Genomic DNA, 19,007 nt, shown 5'->3' with positions numbered 1-19,007 from the left:
TTGCCCCGCGGATCGGCCTGGAAGCTGCCCCGCTGGCCGGGCTGGTCGCGCCTGCCGCGCGAGGGCCGCGACACGCTGTTCCTGCTCGGCGTGATCGCCTGGACGGTGCTGCCGCACCTGTCGCACCTGCCCGCCTGGTGCATCGCGCTGACCACCGTGGTGCTGGCCTGGCGCGCTGCCCTGGCGGTCGGCAATGGCGCGTTGCCCAGCCGCTGGCTGCTGGTCGTGGTGCTGGCGGTGGCGGCCGGGCTCACGTACTGGAGCTTTCGCACGCTGCTCGGCAAGGAGCCGGGCGTCACCATGGCGGTGGTGCTGATGGCGCTGAAGACGCTGGAGCTGCGCGCGCGGCGCGACGCCTTCGTGGTGTTCTTCCTCGGCTTCTTCCTCGTGCTGACGCACTTCCTCTACTCGCAGTCGCTGCTGGTGGCGGCGGCGATGCTGGTCTCGGTATGGGGGCTGCTGACGGCGCTGGTGCTGGCGCACATGCCGGTGGGCCAGCCCAGCCTGCAGCAGGCCGCTCGGCTGGCCGGCCGCACCGCTGCGCTGGGCGCGCCGATCATGCTGCTGATGTTCCTGCTGTTCCCGCGCATCGGCCCGCTGTGGGGCGTGCCGCAGGACGGCCTGTCCAGCACCGGGCTGTCCGACCGCATGCGCATGGGCACCGTGGCCGAGATCGCGCAGGACGACCGTATCGCGATGCGCATCCGCTTCGACGGCGAGGCGCCGCCGCCCGAGACGCTCTACTTCCGCGGCCCGGTGCTGTCGCGCTTCGACGGCACGGAATGGCGCGCGCTGACTCCGAGCTTCCCGCCGCGCCTGCAGCCGCAGGCGGATCTGCGCGTGTCCGGCCCGCCCTTGCGTTACGAGTTGACGCTCGAGCCGCTGCGCCTGCCGACGCTGCCGCTGCTCGAGGCGAGCCCCAGCACGCCGCAGATCGAGGGCCTGCGTGCGCGAGGCACGGCCGACCTGCAGTGGCTGATCGACCGGCCGGTGGTGGAGCGCCTGCGCTTTCGCGCCGAGGCCCACCTGCGTTTTCAGCACGGCCCGCTGCAGACGGTGCTGGGGCTGCAGGACTTCGTGGACCTGCCTCCCGGCTTCAACCCGCGCACGCTGGCCTGGGCGGCCGAACTGCGCCGCGACCCCGCCCTGGCGCGCGCCGGCGCGCGGGAGCTCGCGCAGCACCTGATGAAGCACATCCGCGACGGCGGCTTCAGCTACACGCTGGCCCCGGGCGAATACGGCCGCAACGCCATCGACGAATTCTGGTTCGATCGCAAGGAAGGCTTCTGCGAACACTTCGCCGCAGCCTTCGTGGTGCTGATGCGCGCGCTGGACGTGCCGGCGCGCGTGGTCACCGGCTACCAGGGCGCCGACCCGCTGCCGATGGACGGTTTCTTCATCGTGCGGCAGAGCGCGGCGCACGCCTGGGCCGAGTACTGGCAGGCCGGCGTCGGCTGGGTGCGCGCCGACCCGACGGCCGCCGTGGCGCCCGACCGCATCTCGCGCAGCCTGCGGCTTTTGCCCGCACCCGGCCTGGTGGCCGGCGCGCTCGACACCATGAGCCCAGCGCTGCTGCAACAGTTGCGCGACGCCTGGGAGGGCATGAACAACCGCTGGAACCAGTGGGTGCTCAACTACTCGCGTGGCCAGCAGTTCGATGTGCTCAGGAACTCCGGCTTCGAGTCGCCGAACTGGCAGGACCTGGCCAAACTGCTGGTGATCTCGTTGAGCACGCTGGCGCTGGCCGGCGCCGGCTGGGCCTGGTGGGACCGCCACCGCGTCGACCCCTGGACGCGCCAGCGCGAAGCCCTGCTGCGCGCGCTGCGCCGCCTGGGCGTGCCTGCGACCCCGCAAGACGCGCCGGGCACTTTGGCGCGGCGCGTGCGGGAGCGCCACGGCGCCGCCGGCGAGGCCCTGGCCGCGTTGCTCGACACGCTGCAGGCGCAGCGCTATGGCCGCTTGGCGCGTCGCCACCCCGACTCGGCGCTCACACGATCCTTCTTGGCTGCCGCCCGCGGCCTTGCTCCCCTTCCCGACCGATGACCACCATCCCTCTCTTCGCGCTGCGGCGCGCCACCCTGGTCTCGCTGGCATTGGCCCTCTCCGCGCCGGCAGCGTTGCATGCGCGGACCAAGCAGCGGCGCGCCGCCGTGCAGGCCGCCGACACCGCGACCGAGCCCGCTGCCTACGGTGCGCGCGAGGACGTGATGCGTTTCGCCGACGAGGCCGCACAACGCCAGGGCCTCGAGGCCGACTGGGTGCGCGAATCGCTGTCGCGGGCGCGCTTCGTGCCCACGGTGGCCCGGCTCATCATGCCGCCGCCGGCCGGCACGGCGAAGAACTGGGCGGCCTACCGCGGCCGCTTCGTCGAGCCCAAGCGGATCCGCGCCGGGCTGGCCTTCTGGCAGGACAACGAACGCTGGCTGCAGCTCGCCGAAGAGCGTTACGGCGTGCCGCCGGCCATCGTCGTGGGCATCGTCGGCGTGGAGACCATCTACGGCCAGCAGACCGGTGGCTTCCGCGTGCTCGACGCGCTGGCCACGCTGTCCTTCGACTTCCCCACCGGCCGGCGTGACCGCAGCGCTTTCTTCCGCAGCGAGCTGGAGAACTTCCTGCTGATGTGCCGCAAGGAATCGCTGGACCCGACCCTGCCGCTGGGCAGCTATGCCGGGGCCATGGGCCTGCCGCAGTTCATGCCCTCGAGCGTGCTGAAGTACGGCATCGACTTCGACGGCGACGGCCATGTCGACCTGCATTCGAGCGCGGCCGACGTGATCGGCAGCGTGGCGAACTACCTCGCCGCCTTCGGCTGGGAGCGTGGCGGGCCGACGCACTTCGGCGTGGCCGCGCCGGTGGAGGTGCGCGACCGCGCGCTGCTGCTGGTGCCCGATATCCTGCCGAGCTTCAGCCGCGACGAGTTCGCCGAACGCGGCGCCGTGCTCGACGAGCCCGGGCGCGCCTGGGACGGCAAGCTGGCCCTGGTCGAACTGAGCAACGGCGACGCAGCGCCGAGCTACTACGCGGGCACCGGCAACTTCTACGCCATCACGCGCTACAACTGGTCGAGCTACTACGCGATGGCCGTCATCGAACTCGGCGAAGCCGTCCGCCGCCAGCGCCGCTGAATCCCGGCACCGCATGCCTCACGAAATATCGCTGATCACCACCATCGCCGCGGCGCTCGGCCTGGCGCTGGTGCTCGGCTTCGTCGCCGCGCGGCTGAAGCTGCCGGCACTGGTGGGCTACCTCGCCGCGGGCATCGTCATCGGCCCGTTCACACCGGGCTTCGTGGCCGACAGCGCGCTGGCCGCGCAGCTCGCCGAGATCGGCGTGATGTTGCTGATGTTCGGCGTAGGCCTGCATTTCTCTCTCGACGACCTGATGGCCGTGAAGCGCGTGGCCGTGCCCGGCGCCGTGGTGCAGATGGCCGCGGCCACCGCGCTGGGCGCCGCGCTGGCCACCGCCTGGGGCTGGGGCCTCGGCGCGGCGCTGGTGTTCGGGCTGGCGCTGTCGGTGGCCAGCACGGTGGTGCTGCTCAAGGCGCTGGAGGCACGCGGCGCCATCGATTCGGTCAACGGCCGCATCGCGGTGGGCTGGCTGGTGGTGGAGGACCTGGCCATGGTGCTGGTGCTCGTGCTGCTGCCCGCGCTGGCCCCGATGCTCGGCGGCACCGACAACGGAACGCCGGAGGGCCGCGGCCTGTGGGCGACGCTGGCCATCACGCTGGCCCAGGTGGCGGCCTTCGTGGCGCTGATGCTGGTGGTCGGGCGGCGCCTGTTCCCGTGGCTGCTGTGGCAGGTGGCGAAGACCGGCTCGCGCGAGCTGTTCACGCTGTGCGTGGTGGCCGCGGCGGTGACCATCGCCTACGGCGCGGCGGGCCTGTTCGGCGTGTCCTTCGCGCTGGGCGCCTTCTTCGCCGGCATGGTGCTGCGCGAATCGGAGTTCAGCCACCGAGCCGCCGAGGAGTCGCTGCCGCTGCGCGACGCCTTCGCGGTGCTCTTCTTCGTCTCTGTCGGCATGCTGTTCGATCCGCTGGTGCTGGTCGAGCGGCCGCTGCAGGTGCTGTCGGTGGTGGCGATCATCGTGGTGGGCAAGTCGATCGCCGCCTTCGCGCTGGTGCTGCTGCTGCGCTACCCGCTGAACACCGCGCTGACGGTGTCGGCCAGCCTCGCGCAGATCGGCGAGTTCTCCTTCATCCTGGCCGCGCTGGGCCTGTCGCTGAAGCTGCTGCCGCCCGAGGGCCAGAGCCTGATCGTGGCCGGCGCGCTGATCTCGATCGCCGTCAATCCGCTGCTGTTCTCGCTGGCCGAGCCGGCGCAGCGCTGGATCCTGGCGCGCTCGTCGGCCGCGCGGCGCCACGCGGAGCGCGACGACCCGCTGGCCGAGCTGCCGGCGACCACCGAGCCGCGCTACCTCGCACGCCAGGTGGTGCTGGTGGGCTATGGCCGCGTCGGCCGGCGCCTGGCAGGGGCTCTGCGCGAACAGGGCATCGCCTGCGTGGTGGTCGATCGCAATCGCGAGCGTGTCGAGGAGGTGCGCGCGCAGGGCCTGCCGGCGGTGATCGGCGACGCGGCCGAAGCCGCCGTGCTGATCCAGGCGCACATCGCGCAGGCCGCCATGCTGCTGGTGGCCACGGCCGATGCCGTCGGCGTGCGGCAGATGATCGACACCGCGCGCCAGCTCAACCCGCAGGTGCAGGTGGCGGTGCGCACGCACAGCGACGAAGAGGCGCAGTGGCTCACTGGCGAGGGCGCGCGCACCTTCGGCGGCGAGGACGAACTCGCCCAGGCGATGCTGCGCCACGTGCTCGGCACCATGCAGGCCCGCCCGGCCTGAATCACCCTGCCGCGCGCATTGCCTACACTGCGCGACAAACACAAGAAGAAGTCAGCCAGGGAGGCCCGTTCCCATCGACCGAGGAATCCCATGAAAGTCAGAGACGTCGTCATCTTCTCCGGCGAGCGCTTCGAGGTGCCGCAGGGCATCCAGCGCATCGACCACCGCGCCACGCACGGCTGGCAGCTGCGTTATGGCGGCACCAAGCTGTTCTCGGACGGTTCGCCCGACGGCACCGGCGCCAGCGATGCGCTTGCGCACGCGACTCGAGAGCTGCTCGCGCGCATCGCCCGGCTGCCCGCGCCCTCGCGGCTGCAGCGTGCGCCCAACGAGAACAAGACCTCCGACCTGCCGGTGGGCATCTCCGGGCCGATCGTGCGGCTGCGCCGCGAGGCCGGCGTGCGCGACTGCAGCCTGGCGGTGTCGCTGCCGCGCTTCGGCGATTCGCCGCGCCGGCGCAGCGTCTACATCGGGACCGAGAACACCTACACGCCCGAGAAGTACGAGGCGGCGCTGGCCCAGGCCATCAAGCTGCGCCTGCAGGCCGAGACGGCCTACCAGCGCGCGGCCACGCGCGCCAAGCGCGCTGCGGCCAGCGAACTGACGACGCCTGCTCCGCAGCGCCGCGCGAAGCGTTAGGCTTCGCGGGCCGCCCCCGCATCCGGGACGCTCGTGCGCGGGCGGCTGCCCTGTGCAGCGTCCGATCGTCCGGGAGTAACGCATGAAACATCCGATCCGCCTGGCCGCCGTGGCGGCTGTCGCCCTGGCCGGCGTGGCCGCCCTCGTGGTTCCACCGCTGGCGCGCTCGCAGGTGCAGGTCCAGGCCACGCCGGTCTACCTGCCCATCGGCGTCGCCTCGGCAGGCAATGCCAGCATGGTGTGGTTCCACGAGCCTTCGTCGGGCCGGTTGCTGGCCTGCCAGGCCTCGGCCGGCGCGGGCGGCGCGGTCTCGCCGATCCAGTGCGCGTCGGCGAAGATGCCGTGATCGCGCTGCGGTGATCAGCTGATCGGCTCGACCAGGTGGGCGCGGTTCGCAGCCGGTGCGAAGGGCTCCGGCCAGAACTCCACCTGCCGCACGATGCGGCCTTGCGAAACGGTCGAGAAGGTGATGGCGCGGCCGCGCTGCACGCCGTCGGTCACGCTCACGTCGGACACCGCCTCGGCATCGTTGCCGACGATGCGGTGCACCTCGAAGCGCCACGGGCCGTGCGCCGGATAGCCGCTGTTCATCGCCACGAAGCGCTCGGGGCCGCGGATGCGCTCGTTCGACTGCGGCCAATCGAGCGTGTACTGCGGTGCCAGCAGATCGGCCACCGTGGCGAACCGGTTGCTGGCCATGCGCGCCCAGAACTCGCGCACCAGCCGCACGGCGGCCGGCTCGGGCACGGTGGGCGATCCCGTCACGGCCGCTTCGCGCTCAACGGGTCGGCGCGTTGAAGCGCCGCGTCTCGGCCCACAGCGCCTGGCACTGCTGGTCCAGCCGGTTGCCGGCCGAACTGGCCGCACTGGCCGCCACGGCGGGCGCCTTGGCGGCCAGCGCCGCCTTGCGCTCCTTCTGGTACTCGGGCGTGCGGCGCAAGGCCGCCAGGCGGGCCAGCGATTTATCGTCGGGCTTGACGCGGTACACCGCGAGGTAAGCCTCGTCGCGGTGGCCCTTCATCGGTGCGAACTTCGCCTCGCATCGCGCATATCCGACGTCGAAGCGTGCGACGCCCCGGCTGTCGAACGACGCGGCGTTCGCCACGCCCGCCTGCAGCGCGACACCGGCGAGGAGCAGGGCGACCCGCTTCATGCTGCCGCCGATGCCGGTGCCGCAGGCGCGGCAGGCGCCGTGCAGCCTCGCGCCTGCCCGAGGCCCTTGAGGTAGGCGCGGCGCACGGTGCCGGCGGCGATGGCCGCGGCCACCTCCCGCGAGTAACGCTCCGCGCCGCTGAGCTTGCGCACCCAGCCCCGGAACGGGATCACCCCCTCGGCCGCACCCCGAAGTGCGCCCACCGCGGCATCGCCGACGGCGCCGCTGCCGCGCTCGATCAGGCTGGGGCGCGCCGCCGTGGGCGGCACGTCCAGGTCGGCGCCGAGCACGGCCTCGAGCGGCGTCACCTCGGCGGCCAGCGCGGCACAGCCCGGCTCCGCCGGCGGCTTGTAGGGCGCCTTCTGCGCCTCCAGAAGCACCGGCGGAATGCTGGCACGCACCACGTTCAGGTCGGACAGCGGCGTGGTGGCGGCATCGCTCACGCGCGCCGTCCCCGAGGGGCCGCCACCGTCCGTTTTCGACGCACAAGCGGCCAGGCCGAGGGTGAAGCTGAGGAGCAGGAGGGACAGTTTCATCGGCGGCGAGGATAGCAGCCCGATCGGGCACCGCAGCGGATACGACCGGACACAATCCCACGAACAGACACCCCGCTTCGGACGGCTTGATTTAAGGTGGCACAAGGAAGCGCATCAACAATGGCGCTGGCGTCCATCTCGCACAGCACCGCCACCCTGCCATGCCCACCCCTCCCGAGCCCCGCGCCGGCATCGCCGCCATGGCGCAGCCCGTCAACGACGCGCCCGCCTGGGCTCACGCCTCGGGTTGGGCGCAGCTGTCGGGTGCACGCCAGACGGTGTCGTGCGTGCTGCCTTGCGAAAACAGCGCACGCACGTTGTCCAAGCTGCTGCCCATCCTGAGCGACACGCTCACCGAGTGCGGTTACCCCTGGGAACTCATCGTCGTCGACGCCGGCAGCACCGACGGCACCGACGGCCTGATGCAGGCCTGGTGCGAGCTGCCGGGCTTCCGCTTCCTGCCGCTCGGGCAGCCGGGAAGCCTGGCCGATGGCTTCGAGGCCGGCATCCTCGCCTCCCGCGGCGACGCCGTGATCCTGCTCGATCCGGCCCTGCACCACTCGCCGGAGCTGATCCCGCAAATGATCCTGCAGTGGGAGTCGGACGCACGGCTGGTCTATGCGCAGACCTCCGTCGAGCCGGGCCACAGCCGGCTGCGGCAGTGGGACGACACGCAGATGCGTGAGCAGTTGTCGCGGCCCGACTTCGTGCTGCCTGCGCAGTGCATGGAACTCGGTCTTCTCGACCGCCGCCTGGTCGACGGACTGCTTCAGGCCGGCTGAGGGCGCAGGCTGCGCAGCGTCTGCAGCGCCTGTTCGTAGTCGAAGCGGCCCAGGCTGGCTTCGGCATCGTCGATGGCGGCACCGTACTGCCGGTGCAGACGCGGCGCAAGGCGGCGCAGCAGCGGCAGGGCCTCGTAGTCCGCCGCGGCCAGCAGTTCCAGCAGCCGGTCCAGCGTCTCCTCGTGCACGTCGCCGCTGTCCAGCGGCATGGGCTGTGTCTCGCCGCTGGACAGGCCGTCGCGGATGGCCTGCAGCAGCATCTCGAGCTCGCGCTGCACCGCGTGCTGCGCGGCGTGCACCTCGTCGTCGCCGCGGCGCTCGGCGACAGCCGCCTCCAGCGCGGCCGCCAGGGCCGGCAGCCGCAGCGCGCCGATCGACGCCGACGAGCCTTTCACCGAATGGGCCAGTTCGCGCAGCGCCTGCCGTTCCGCGAGCCGCACCGGGCTGGCCAGCTTCGCCGCGTCGTCGCCGTGGTGCTGCGCGAACTGGCGCAGCACCCGTCGGTACAGCACCACCTGTCCACCGAGATAGCGCATCGCCAGCGCCGCATCCAGGCCATCGATGTGTGGCAACGCGGCCATGTCGACGGACTCCGTCGGAGCCGCGGCCTCCGCCGCCACCGCAGGCACGGGCGACTCGCCGCGCGACAGCCAGCGCAGCAGCGCCGCATACAGGTTCGGCGGATCGACCGGCTTGGCGACGTGGTCGTCCATGCCTGCCGCGAGGCAGGCCGCGCGGTCCTCGCCGAAGGCATTGGCAGTCATGGCCACGATCGGTGTCGTGGCCCAGCCGGTCATGGCACGCAGCCGTCGCGTCGCTTCCAGACCGTCCATCAACGGCATCTGCACGTCCATCAGGACCAGGTCGAATGCCCCGTCTCGCGCACGCTCGAGCGCTTGCTGCCCGTCGCCGGCGACTTCGACCCGCAGCCCCACGGCATGCAACAGTTCGACGACGACCTGCTGATTGACCGCGTTGTCCTCGGCGAGCAGCACGCTCGCGCCGGCGTGCCGGCGTCGCAGCGCAGCTTCGGCAAAGCGGGCATCCGGCAAGGGATCGGCCGCCACCGGCCGGCCCGATTCGAGCCGTGCGGTGAACCAGAACTCGCTGCCCGCACCCGGCTCGCTGCGCACGCCGACTTCGCCGCGCATGATGGCTGCCAGGCGCTGCGTGATGGCCAGGCCCAGTCCGGTGCCGCCGAATCGGCGCGTCATCGACGTGTCGGCCTGCACGAAGGCGCTGAACAGTTGCGGCATCTGGTCGGCCGCGATGCCGATGCCGGTGTCGCTGACGGTGAAACGAAGTCGCACCCCGGCGGCGTCGTGATCGAGCAGCGCCACCCGCACGCCGATGGCGCCATGCTCGGTGAACTTGACCGCATTACTCAACAGGTTCAGCAGGGCCTGCGACAGCCGTGTCGGGTCACCATGCAGCGCATCGGGCACATCGGCATCCACCGCGACATCCAGGGCCAGCCCCTTGGCCTGCGCCCGCTGGCTCACCAGCGAGCGGGTGCGCTCCAGCAGCCGCGCCAACGAAAAGTCCGTGCGTTCCAGTTCGAGCTTGCCGGACTCGATCTTCGACAGGTCCAGGATGTCGTTGATCACCTGCAGCAGGTGGCCCGCAGCCTCGGAGACCTTCTCCAGCCGTTCGAGCTCGATCGGGTCGTCGGCGTCGCGATGCAGCAGATGCGTCAGGCCGATGATCGCGTTCATCGGCGTGCGGATCTCATGGCTCATGTTGGCCAGGAAGGCGCTCTTGGCCCGGTTGGCCGCCTCGGCGCGATCGCGCGCCAGCATCAGCTCGGCATTCGTTTCCTGCAGTCGGCGCTCGGCCTGCTTGATCTCGGTGACGTCGGAGACGAGCACGAGGAAGCCGCGCACCGAACCCTCCACCAGATCCGGAATCCAGCTGGCCAAGCCATGCATGCTCCGGCCCGTGTTGCCGCGCAGCTCGCTCGTGTACTGCTGCGCCCGCCCGCGCAGCACCTCGCCGACGTGGCCTTGCAGCATCTGCATCCTCTCGTCACCGAGCAGCTCGGCCAGCGGGATGCCGTCCATGTCGGCCTCGCTGCGGCCATACCACTCGCGGTAGGCGCGGTTGGCGAAGCGGCAGCGCAGGTCGGCGTCCCAGTAGGCCAGCAAGTTCGGCTGGTTGTCGGCGATGGTGCGGATGAAGCGCTCGCTCTCGAGCAGCGCACGGTTGAGCTCACGCAGCTGCCCTGTTCCCTCGTCCACCAGCTCCTGCAGGCGGTGGCGGTGGCGGTCGAGTTCGGCGCCCACGCGCTTCTTCTCGGTAACGTCCTCGTCGATCGACAGGTAGTGCGTGATGCGTCCGTCGGGCTGCCGGATCGGAGCCGCATGCACGAACTCCTCGTAGGCCGAGCCGTCCTTGCGCGTGTTGCTGAACTCGCCAGTCCAGGTTTCGCCACGGGACAGCGCCTCGACCATCTCGGTCTCGCGCGCGGCCGGACTGCGCAGCGGCTGAAGCACATGGCGGAACTGCCCGATCGCCTCGTCCTTGGAGAAGCCGCTGATGCGCGCGAAAGCGTCGTTGACGTACTCGATGCGCCCGTCGACGTCGCGGATGACGATGCCGATCGGGCACTGCTCGACCGCCATCGACAGCTTGCGCAGTTGCTCCTGTGCGGCGTGGCGCTCGGTGATGTCACTGAACGAGACCACCACCGCGTTGAGTTTGCCGCTGCTCGCGTCGTGCACCGGTTGCGCGTTGACCATCAGCCAGCGCAACGTGCCGCCCGGCGGCACCACGCCAATCAACTCGTCGCGACTGGGCTCGCCGGTGCGCAGCGTGCGCGAGGCCGGCAGGTCGGCGTAGCGCAGCATCGAGCCATCCGCTTGCACCGGGCGCCAGCCGCGCAGCACCTGCGGGTCCTGCAGCGCCGCGAAGTCCAGGCCGAAGAAGCGCTCGGCCCGCACGTTGCATGCCTTGAGCTCACCCTGAGTTCCGAACACCATGATGCTCTCGTCCAACGCGAGCACCATCGACCGGTACTGCGCCTCGCTTTCGCGCACCGCTTCCTCGGCGCGGCGACGCTGCGTGACATCGGCATGCACGACCACGGCGCCGCCGGACTGCGTGCGCAGCGGCAGCACACTCATGTGGAACCAGCGCCTGACCTGCGGGCCGTCGCAGGCGTACTCCAGCGTGTAGAGCTCGCTGCGTCCGGCGAGAATGGCCGCGATGCCGTCGGCGGCCTGCCGGGCGCTCTCACCGCCCGGGCCAGTCGCAGCCCGGCAGACGTCGAGATAGTTGGTGCCGATGTCGCTGCGCACGGGCGCGCCGGGGCTGCAGTCGGCGTTGTCGGAGGCGAAGCGCTGCCAGGCCGCGTTCACGTTGACCACCACGCCGTCGCGGTCGAGCACGGCCATGTGATCGAGCACCGAGTCCTCCACGGCCTGCACCAGCTCCGACACCTCGCGCAGCGCCTGCTCGTTGCGGCGGCGTTCGGTGATGTCGCGCACCAGGCCCAGCACGGCGGGCCGGCCGCGATACTGCGAGCGGCTGGCGCGCAGCTCCAACCAGATCGCGCTGCCGTCCCGGCGCAGGAACTGCACCTCGTAGTGACCTTGCGGCTCGGGTCCCGTGCCGATGCGCTGCTCGAATCGCTGTGTCCAGAGGGCCAGGAACTCCGGCGCCAGCACCGCCGCGAAGGGCAGTCCGATGAACTCTTCGTCCGTGTGGCCGAGCAACCGCGGCAGCGCCGCATTGGCGAACACGAAACGGTGATCCTGAGCGACGAACATGCCATCGGCCATGGAGCCGATGAGCGTGCGCACCGTCGCCTCGCTCTCGCGCAGCGCGAGCTCCGAACGCTTGCGCTCGGTGATGTCGCGCGAGATGCCGAACATGCCGGCCACCCGCCCTTCGGCATCGTGCAGCGGCCCCTTGGTGGCCAGCACGGTGATCAGGTGCTCACCCGAGCCAACCTCTTCTTCGTAGGAGCTGAGCCGGTCCTGGGCCATCACCTGCGCATCGTTGGCCATCAGCACCGCGGCCTGCTCGGGCTCGAACAGCGCTCGGTCGTCGCGGCCGAGCACTTGCTCGACGGGCTTGCCGATGATCTCGCTGGCGGCGCGGTTGCACAGCACGTAGCGGCCCTCGCGGTCCTTGGCGAAGATGGCGTCGTTCGAGCCTTCGGAGATCGCCTGCATCAACGCCAGCGACTGCAGGCGCTGGCGCTGCTCGGCCTGCTCGCCGCGCGATCGCTCCAGCGCACGGTGCTCACGCTGCAGGAAGGCGACGACGAAAGCGCCGAGCAGTGCCAGCGCGCCGGCGGCGATGATCCAGATCGCGTTCTTCATCGACTCGGCACGCAGTTCGGCGCGGTCGATCTTGGCCACCAGGTACCAGCTCGTGCCGGGCACCGGCTGCACGGTGCCGAGCACGGCCTGGCCGCGGAAGTCGACACCGGTGGCGATAACCCCGAACGGCACCTGCCCGTTGACGAACTTCGCCGCCAGCAGGTCGGGGGTCGACAGCGGCTTGGCATTGCGGCCGAACACGCCGAGCAGCTGGTCGCCATCGCGCTGCACCAGCAGCGTGGCCGCGCTTTGCTGCGCGGAAGGCCAGCCCTGCAGGGCCGACTGCAGCAACTGCTTCGGGTCGATGCGCAGCACGGCAGCCGCCTGCGCGCTCGCCCCGCCGCCCGCCAGCGGCGCGATCACGTCGAACCACAGCGCGCCGGGCACCACCCCCGTGGTGAAGTCGCCCGTGTGCAACGCCTCGCCCCTGGCCATGGCACGCAGCGCCGTGGCACGCAGTGCCGGCGAGACCGTCACGTCGTGGCCCGGTTCACCGAGCACGAGTTCGCCGCGCGAATCGAGCACCATGACGCTGCTGTTGCCGAAGGCCTTGCGAAGTTCGACCAGCCGTTCCATCAGCTGGTCGCGCGCCTGGACGTCGCCACTGTCCTGCCAGCGCCGGAACAAGCTGGCCCACAGCGCGCTGCTGCGTGCGAAGCGGGCCTGGGACAGCCGGTCCTGCATCCAGGCGCCGACCTGCTTGGCACGCAAGTCCGCCGTCGCCTGCAACTGCCGTGACTGCTGACCGACACGATCCTGGTGCTCGTACCACAACGCTGCGCCGGTGAGCAGCACGATGCTTATGGCAGCGAACAGCAAGGGGCTGCGCGGCAGCCCTGTGTCGGCAGCGGACTGCGGCGGCTCGGGCACCGCGCCCGCGGTCGACCGCACCAGGCGGCCCACGAGCAGGTACAGCAGCACGGCCGTCACGCCGACGAAGGCCCAGCCCTTGAAAGCGCCGATGCGCACCAGCCATTGCGGGTCTGCCACCAGCACGCCGAGCAGCCAGTCGGAGCCGAAGATCCACAGCGAGGCGAACAGCGCGTAGACGAGCGCGACACGCATCGGGCCCCTGCCCGGCGGTGGCGCCGGCATGCCGTGAGCGGCCGGTTCGCGCATGCGCGGGAGCTCCGGGGATCTCAGGCGGCCCGCCGCTGCCCCGCAGGCAGTTCCTGTGCGGCCTCGTCGGGGTAGCGCCGGGCGATCGCGCAGAAGTCGTCGATGCCGGCCAGGAAGATGTCGAGCAGGTCGGGATCGAAGTGCCGGCCGCGCTGCTCCGTCATGATGGCCATGGCCTCGGCCGGCGTCATCGGCGCCTTGTACACGCGGCGCGAGATCAGGGCGTCAAACACGTCGGCCAGCGCCATCAGGCGGGCGGCCAGCGGGATGGCGTCGCCGGCCAGGGCATCCGGATAGCCGCTGCCGTCCCAGCGTTCATGGTGGTGCAGCGCGATCTGCCGCGCATAGGCGAGAAACTCCACCGGCTCGTGCGTGTCTTCGACCGCGCGCGCGATGGCCTCGGCACCCAGCCGCGCATGCGTCTTCATGACCTCCCACTCGTCGGGCGTCAGCTTGCCCGGCTTGAGCAGCACCTGGTCGGGGATGCCCACCTTGCCGATGTCGTGCAGTGGCGCCGACTTGGCGATCAGCGCGATGGCATGTTCGTCCAGCGCCGTCGCGAAGCGCGGATGTCCGCATGCGCGGCGCGCCAGCGTCTCGACATACTCCTGCGTGCGCAGGATGTGGTTGCCTGTCTCGTTGTCGCGCGTCTCGGCCAGGCGCGCCAGCGCGCGGATGGTGACGTCCTGGATGACCTGGTTCTCGCGCATGCGCCGGGCGATCTCGGCCTCGAGCGAGGCGTTGTCACGCTGCAGCCGGTCGCGCGCGCGCTTCAGCTCGAGATGCGTGTGCACGCGCGCCAGCACGATGGCCGGCTTGAGCGGCTTGGTCAAATAGTCGACCGCGCCGAGCACCAGGCCATGCTGCTCGTCGTCGGTCCCGCTCATCGCGGTGGTGATGATCACCGGAATGTCGCGCGTCAGCGATTCGGAGCGCAGCTGCTCGAGCACCTCGAAGCCGCTCATGCCGGGCATCATGATGTCCAGCAGGATGAGGTCGGGCATCGGCGCCAGCACCGCCAGCTGCAAGGCGCGCGGCCCGGAGTTCGCGGCACGGACCTTGTAGCGCTCGCGCAGCAACTCGCCGAGAAGCGTGAGGTTCTCGGGGTTGTCGTCGACGATCAGGATGGTCGGCTGTGGCAAGGATGTCCCCCGTGGGTCGACTGGACTGCGTTGTTATCGACCTCGCCGAGGAGGAATGAACCTGCAAGGCAGTCACGAGTCTGTGATTGCACCTTCGCAGCTTGCTTGACGGTGCGCAAGTGCATCAGACCCTCGCTGGACATTCGTCACGGTTCGTCGATCACGCGGTGAGCGTGCAGCGAATGAGTGAGCGCTGTCAGCGTCGCAGCGCCGCCAGCGTGACCGGTCGTTCGGTGGCCATCACCACGCTGCAGCCCGGGCTGCGGTAGCAGATCGTGGCGCGCGCGAGCTGCGCGACGAACTCCATGTCGCTGGGCGGCGTCCACAGGTCGACGCTGTACTGGCGCCGCGTGTCCAGCGGGAAGCTGGTGCCGGCGACCATCGCCGTCGGTTGGCTCTGCGCGGCGGTCGGCAGGGTCGGGTCGGCGTCGGCCACGCAGACCAGGCGCACGGCATCGTCGCTCAGGCCGCACACCCACAGGGCCTGTGCAGCGCACAACGGGGAGGCCAGGGCCAGCAGGCAGGCCAGGGCAGCACGCGGGAGTTGGGGCATGGGCGTCTCCAGACGCCTTGCCTTCGGCAACCGGCCGCCGAACCTGAGGCGCACGCCGCGCGGCGGCGTGACTCACTGCACGCCGCGCCTCAGACCGTGGCGATGCGGCCGCGCCAGCTGGGGCTGGCGAACTGCAGGCGCGGTGCCAGCGCCCCGCTGGCCATGCCGCGGCCGTCCGGCCCGATCGCCAGCACCTGCGTCACGCCCATGCGCTGCGCCACCTCGCGCCAGCGCCGTGGCCCGGCCACCAGCAAGGCGGTGGCCGCCGCATCGGCCAGTGCCGCGCAGCGGTGCAGCACCGTCACGCTGACCAGCCCCTGGGCCGGCGCGGCGCTGGACGGGTCGAGGATGTGCGTGCAGCGCTCACCGTCGAGCACGCGGAAACGCTCATAGCTTCCCGAGGTGACGACCGCCTCGCGGCCTCGCGTCGCCAGGCTCGCCACCAGGCCCTCGCCGAAAGGATCGCGGATGCCGATCTGCCATCCGGCCGTGCCCATCGCCCCGAGGTTGCCTCCGAGGTTGACGAGCGCCTCGCCCTGGCCGCGCGCCGCGAACTCGTCGAGCGCACGGTCGATGGCCACACCCTTGGCATAGGCGCCGAAGTCGAGTTGCAGGCGCGGGTTGCGGCTCGCCAGCGCATCGCCGCGCGTCTCGATCTGCGCCAGGCTGGGGGCCGCCTCGCGCCAGCCGGCCAATGCGGCTGCCGCGGGCCGGTCACCGGGGCGCATCACGTCGTCGTGGAAGCCCCAGGCCTGGACCACGCCGCCGATGCCGGGGTTGAAGAAGCCGGCCGAAGCCCGCTCGAGCCGCGCCGCCGAGCGGATCATCGCCAGCAGCGCCGGCGTGACGCGCGCGCTGCGCCCCTCGCGGAAGGCCTGGTTGATGCGGCCCAGTTCGCCCGGCTTCCAGGCGTTCCACTGCGCGTGGATGTGCTGCAGGCCGCGCATCACCCGATCGAGCGGCGCCTGTACCGCCTCTTCCGGCGCGTGCCGCAGCATCACGTCCACCGGCGAGCCGAACAGGAAGTGACGCTCGTGCCGCACCGAGGCCGCAGCCGGACCGGCAAGCGGCAACAGCACCGCGCCGGTCAGCGCGGCCAGCGCCTGGCGCCGGCTCAGCGGCATGTCGTGCGTGGCCATCACTTCACTCCGGGCTCAGTAGCGCATGCGCACGGCCAGCAGCGCGGCGTTGACACGTTCGTGCTCCTGCGCCAGCGCATCGGTGAGCTCGCCCACGCGGTCGATCTCGCCGAGCCTGCACAGCCGCTCGATCTCGACGCACAGGGCGGACATGCGCGGCGCGCCGATGTTCTGCGTGACCGACAGCAGGCGGTGCGCAACGCGGCCCAGGCGCGCTGCATCGGCCGCGACCAGTGCCTCCACAAGCGCGCCCAGGTGCCCTGGCGTGTCGGCCACGAACATGTCGATCAGCTCGCGCACCAGGCTCGGCTCGCTGTCGAGCTGCATGCCGCGCAGGTGCTCCAGGCGCGAAGTGTCGAGCACCTCCTGCTCGTCCACCCGATCCGCGGCCGCGCCGCCGCGAGCGATCATCGCCACGCGCGTCATCGCCGCGGCGAGGTCGCCCATCTCGATCGGCTTGGCCACGTAGCCGTCCATGCCGGCGGCCATGTAGGCCTCGCGGTCGCCGGGCATCGCGTTGGCGGTCATCGCGACGACACGTGGCAAGCCGCCGGCGCCGCGCCGCTGCACGATCCAGCGCGCCGCCTGCAGGCCATCCATCTCGGGCATCTGGATGTCCATCAGCACCACGTCGTAGTGCTGTCGCTCGACCGCGTCGATCACCTCCAGCCCGTTGGCCGCCACGTCGGCGCGGTAGCCCAGGCGCTGCAGCAGGCGCAGCGCGACCCGCTGGTTGATGGCGTTGTCCTCGGCCACGAGCACGCGCAGCGGCAGGCTCGCGGCGAGCACCGGAATCTGCGGCGCCGGCGCCGGCGCGGGCGGCTGCGGCGCCGTGCGCTGGCCCTGCACCACCGCCACCAGCGTGGCGAACAGCTGGCTCGCCTTGATCGGCTTGGCGAGGTAGGCCGCCAGGCCGGCGCCGTGTTCGTCTTGCAGGGCCTGGCGCTGGCCGAGCGAGGTCAGCATGACGATGGGCAGCTCGTCGGGGCTGCGCCGGCGCCGGATCTCCACCGCCAGCTCGAGGCCGTCAATGCCGGGCATGCTCATGTCGAGCACGGCGACGTCGTAGCACTCGCCGTGGCGGATGCGATCCAGCGCCTCCAGCGCCGAGGGCAGCGTCGACGGCACCATGCCCCACAGCAGCGCCATGCGCGTGAGGATGCGGCGGTTGGTCAGGTTGTCGTCGACGATGAGCAGCCGCTTGCCGGCCAGCGCCGGCGCGTTGCGCTGCAGGAACTCCGCCGGCGCCGCCGCCTCGGCCACCGTGGCCAGCACCGTCACCTGGAACAGCGAGCCCTGGCCCGGCTCGCTGTGCACGCTGACCGTGCCGCCCATCAACTCGGCCAGCCGCTTGCTGATCGCCAGGCCCAGGCCGGTGCCGCCGTACTTGCGCGTGGTCGAGGCATCCACCTGCGTGAACGACTGGAACAGCCGCGGCAGGTGCTCGGCCGAGATGCCGATGCCCGAGTCCTGTACCGAGAAGCGGATGCGGCAGGTGTGCTCATCCACCGGCTCGCTGTCCACCGACACGAAGACCTCGCCCTGGTGGGTGAACTTGACGGCGTTGGACAGCAGGTTGACGAGGATCTGGCGGATGCGCGTGGCGTCACCCACCAGCGACTCGGGCGTGCCGTCGTCGATCAGGTAGGCCAGGTTGAGGTGCTTCTCGAGCGCGCGCGGCGCCACCAGGTCGAGCGAGTCTTCCACGCAGCGGCGCAGGTCGAAGGCCTGCTGCTCGATCTCGAGCTTGCCGACGTCGGCCTTCGAGTAGTCGAGGATGTCGTTGATGATCTCCAGCAGCGTCTCGCCGCTGCCGCGGATGGTGCGCGCGAAGTCGCGCTGGTCCTCCGACATCGGCGTGTCCAGCAGCAGCGTGGTCATGCCGATCACCGCGTTGAGCGGCGTGCGGATCTCGTGGCTCATGTTGGCCAGGAACAGGCTCTTGGCGCGCGCTGCCGCCTCGGCCTCCGACTTGGCGCGCTCCAGCGCCAGCGCCTGGTGGTGGCTCTCGGTCACGTCGGTCACGGTGCCGAGGAAGCCGCTGGTCGAGCCGTCGGTCTCGCGGCTCTTCACGGCGCGGCCCACCACCCAGGTCTCGGTGCCATCGGGCCGCAGGAAGCGGTAGCGCAGGTCGAAGGGCGCATGGCCTTCGACACCGGCCAGCCAGGCCTGCTGCACGCGCGAGCGGTCGCCGGGGTGCACGGCGCGCATCCAGCCGCTGCCCAGCGCCTCGGCGGGCGCCATGCCGGCCATCGTGCACCAGCGTTCGTTGACGTACACGCACAGGCCGTGCGAATCGGTCTGGAAGATGCCCACCGGCGCGGTGGTCGCCAGCTCGCGAAAGCGCGCCTCGCTGCGCGCCACGGCGCGTGCGGCTTCGCGCGACTCGCTGACGTCGCGCAGGATGGCGGCGAAGAACAGCGCGCCGTCGAGTTCGACGTGCGAGATCGAGGCCTCGGCATCGAACAGGCTGCCGTCGGCGCGGCGGCCGTGGATGTCACGCCGGTCGCCCATGCGCCTCGCCGCCAGTGGCGAGACGGCGAACTCGCGCAGGTGCCGCTCGTGCAGCGCGCGCGTCGTCTCGGGCAGCAGCATTGCGAGCGGCTGCCCCATCACCTGAGAGATGCGGTAGCCGAAGATGCGCTCGGCGCCGTCGTTGAAGAGCACGATGCGCTGCGCCGCATCGGCCACGATCACCGCGTCGTCGGCGATGGCGAGCAGCCGCGCGAGCAGCGGGCCGAAGTTCTCCGGCGCGAGTTCGTGCAGCAGCGAGCGGTCCATCG

The 19,007-nt window shown here is 71.2% G+C and carries 14 protein-coding genes; 6 read left to right on the top strand and 8 right to left on the bottom strand.

What is annotated here, in order from left to right; all coding sequences use genetic code 11:
* From HZ992_RS02230 to HZ992_RS02210, 5 genes are all read left to right on the top strand, one after another.
* Complete coding sequence (locus HZ992_RS02230) at positions 1–2,043, top strand: transglutaminase TgpA family protein (protein WP_245213331.1); 2,043 nt, start codon at positions 1–3, stop codon at positions 2,041–2,043.
* Positions 2,040–3,125, top strand: coding sequence for a lytic murein transglycosylase B (gene mltB, locus HZ992_RS02225; RefSeq protein ID WP_209385056.1), 1,086 nt, complete (start codon positions 2,040–2,042; stop codon positions 3,123–3,125). The genes HZ992_RS02230 and mltB overlap by 4 nt, the downstream gene beginning before the upstream one ends.
* A gap of 13 nt (positions 3,126–3,138) precedes the next feature.
* On the top strand, positions 3,139–4,836 hold the full coding sequence (ybaL, locus tag HZ992_RS02220; RefSeq protein WP_209385055.1) for a cation:proton antiporter domain-containing protein: 1,698 nt from the start codon (positions 3,139–3,141) through the stop codon (positions 4,834–4,836).
* Positions 4,837–4,926: 90 nt separating this feature from the next.
* Complete coding sequence (locus HZ992_RS02215; RefSeq protein WP_209385054.1) at positions 4,927–5,475, top strand: hypothetical protein; 549 nt, start codon at positions 4,927–4,929, stop codon at positions 5,473–5,475.
* Positions 5,476–5,557: 82 nt separating this feature from the next.
* Positions 5,558–5,821: a hypothetical protein gene (locus tag HZ992_RS02210; RefSeq protein ID WP_209385053.1), complete on the top strand. Its 264-nt coding sequence runs from the start codon at positions 5,558–5,560 to the stop codon at positions 5,819–5,821.
* Between the two features lie 14 nt (positions 5,822–5,835).
* Here HZ992_RS02210 and HZ992_RS02205 read toward each other — a convergent pair whose 3' ends face one another.
* From HZ992_RS02205 to HZ992_RS02195, 3 genes are read right to left on the bottom strand one after another with little or no spacing between them, the layout of a single operon-like run.
* Positions 5,836–6,240 carry a nuclear transport factor 2 family protein gene (locus tag HZ992_RS02205; RefSeq protein ID WP_371816774.1) on the bottom strand — a complete coding sequence of 135 codons (405 nt, stop codon included), beginning with the start codon at positions 6,238–6,240 and terminating at the stop codon, positions 5,836–5,838.
* A 13-nt stretch (positions 6,241–6,253) separates the two neighbouring features.
* Positions 6,254–6,628, bottom strand: coding sequence for a hypothetical protein (locus HZ992_RS02200; RefSeq protein ID WP_209385052.1), 375 nt, complete (start codon positions 6,626–6,628; stop codon positions 6,254–6,256).
* Positions 6,625–7,164, bottom strand: coding sequence for a hypothetical protein (locus tag HZ992_RS02195; protein ID WP_245213330.1), 540 nt, complete (start codon positions 7,162–7,164; stop codon positions 6,625–6,627). The genes HZ992_RS02200 and HZ992_RS02195 overlap by 4 nt, the downstream gene beginning before the upstream one ends.
* 161 nt (positions 7,165–7,325) lie before the next feature.
* Here HZ992_RS02195 and HZ992_RS02190 point away from each other — a divergent pair, with 161 nt between their 5' ends.
* Entirely contained in the window at positions 7,326–7,946 is a 621-nt protein-coding gene (locus HZ992_RS02190) for a glycosyltransferase (RefSeq protein WP_209385051.1), read from the top strand.
* Here the strand turns inward: HZ992_RS02190 and HZ992_RS02185 are convergent.
* The 5 genes from HZ992_RS02185 to HZ992_RS02165 all read right to left on the bottom strand — a co-directional run bounded on the left by HZ992_RS02185 (position 7,934) and on the right by HZ992_RS02165 (position 19,005).
* Complete coding sequence (locus tag HZ992_RS02185; protein ID WP_209385050.1) at positions 7,934–13,336, bottom strand: PAS domain S-box protein; 5,403 nt, start codon at positions 13,334–13,336, stop codon at positions 7,934–7,936. The genes HZ992_RS02190 and HZ992_RS02185 overlap by 13 nt on opposite strands.
* A gap of 74 nt (positions 13,337–13,410) precedes the next feature.
* Positions 13,411–14,532: an HD-GYP domain-containing protein gene (locus HZ992_RS02180; RefSeq protein ID WP_209385049.1), complete on the bottom strand. Its 1,122-nt coding sequence runs from the start codon at positions 14,530–14,532 to the stop codon at positions 13,411–13,413.
* Positions 14,533–14,728: 196 nt separating this feature from the next.
* Positions 14,729–15,085 (bottom strand): hypothetical protein, encoded by a 357-nt coding sequence (locus tag HZ992_RS02175; protein ID WP_209385048.1) that lies wholly within the window; start codon positions 15,083–15,085, stop codon positions 14,729–14,731.
* A gap of 89 nt (positions 15,086–15,174) precedes the next feature.
* On the bottom strand, positions 15,175–16,224 hold the full coding sequence (locus HZ992_RS02170; protein WP_209385047.1) for an FAD:protein FMN transferase: 1,050 nt from the start codon (positions 16,222–16,224) through the stop codon (positions 15,175–15,177).
* A 15-nt stretch (positions 16,225–16,239) separates the two neighbouring features.
* The gene (locus tag HZ992_RS02165) at positions 16,240–19,005 is read right to left on the bottom strand and encodes a response regulator (RefSeq protein ID WP_209385046.1); all 2,766 of its coding nucleotides are present in this window, start codon (positions 19,003–19,005) and stop codon (positions 16,240–16,242) included.
* Between the last annotated feature and the right edge of the window lie 2 nt (positions 19,006–19,007).

The sequence above is a fragment of the Rhizobacter sp. AJA081-3 genome (genome assembly GCF_017795745.1).
GTDB lineage: Bacteria > Pseudomonadota > Gammaproteobacteria > Burkholderiales > Burkholderiaceae_C > Piscinibacter.
The sequence above is the reverse complement of the archived record's forward strand: the minus strand, read 5'-3'. Positions and strand labels throughout refer to the sequence as shown.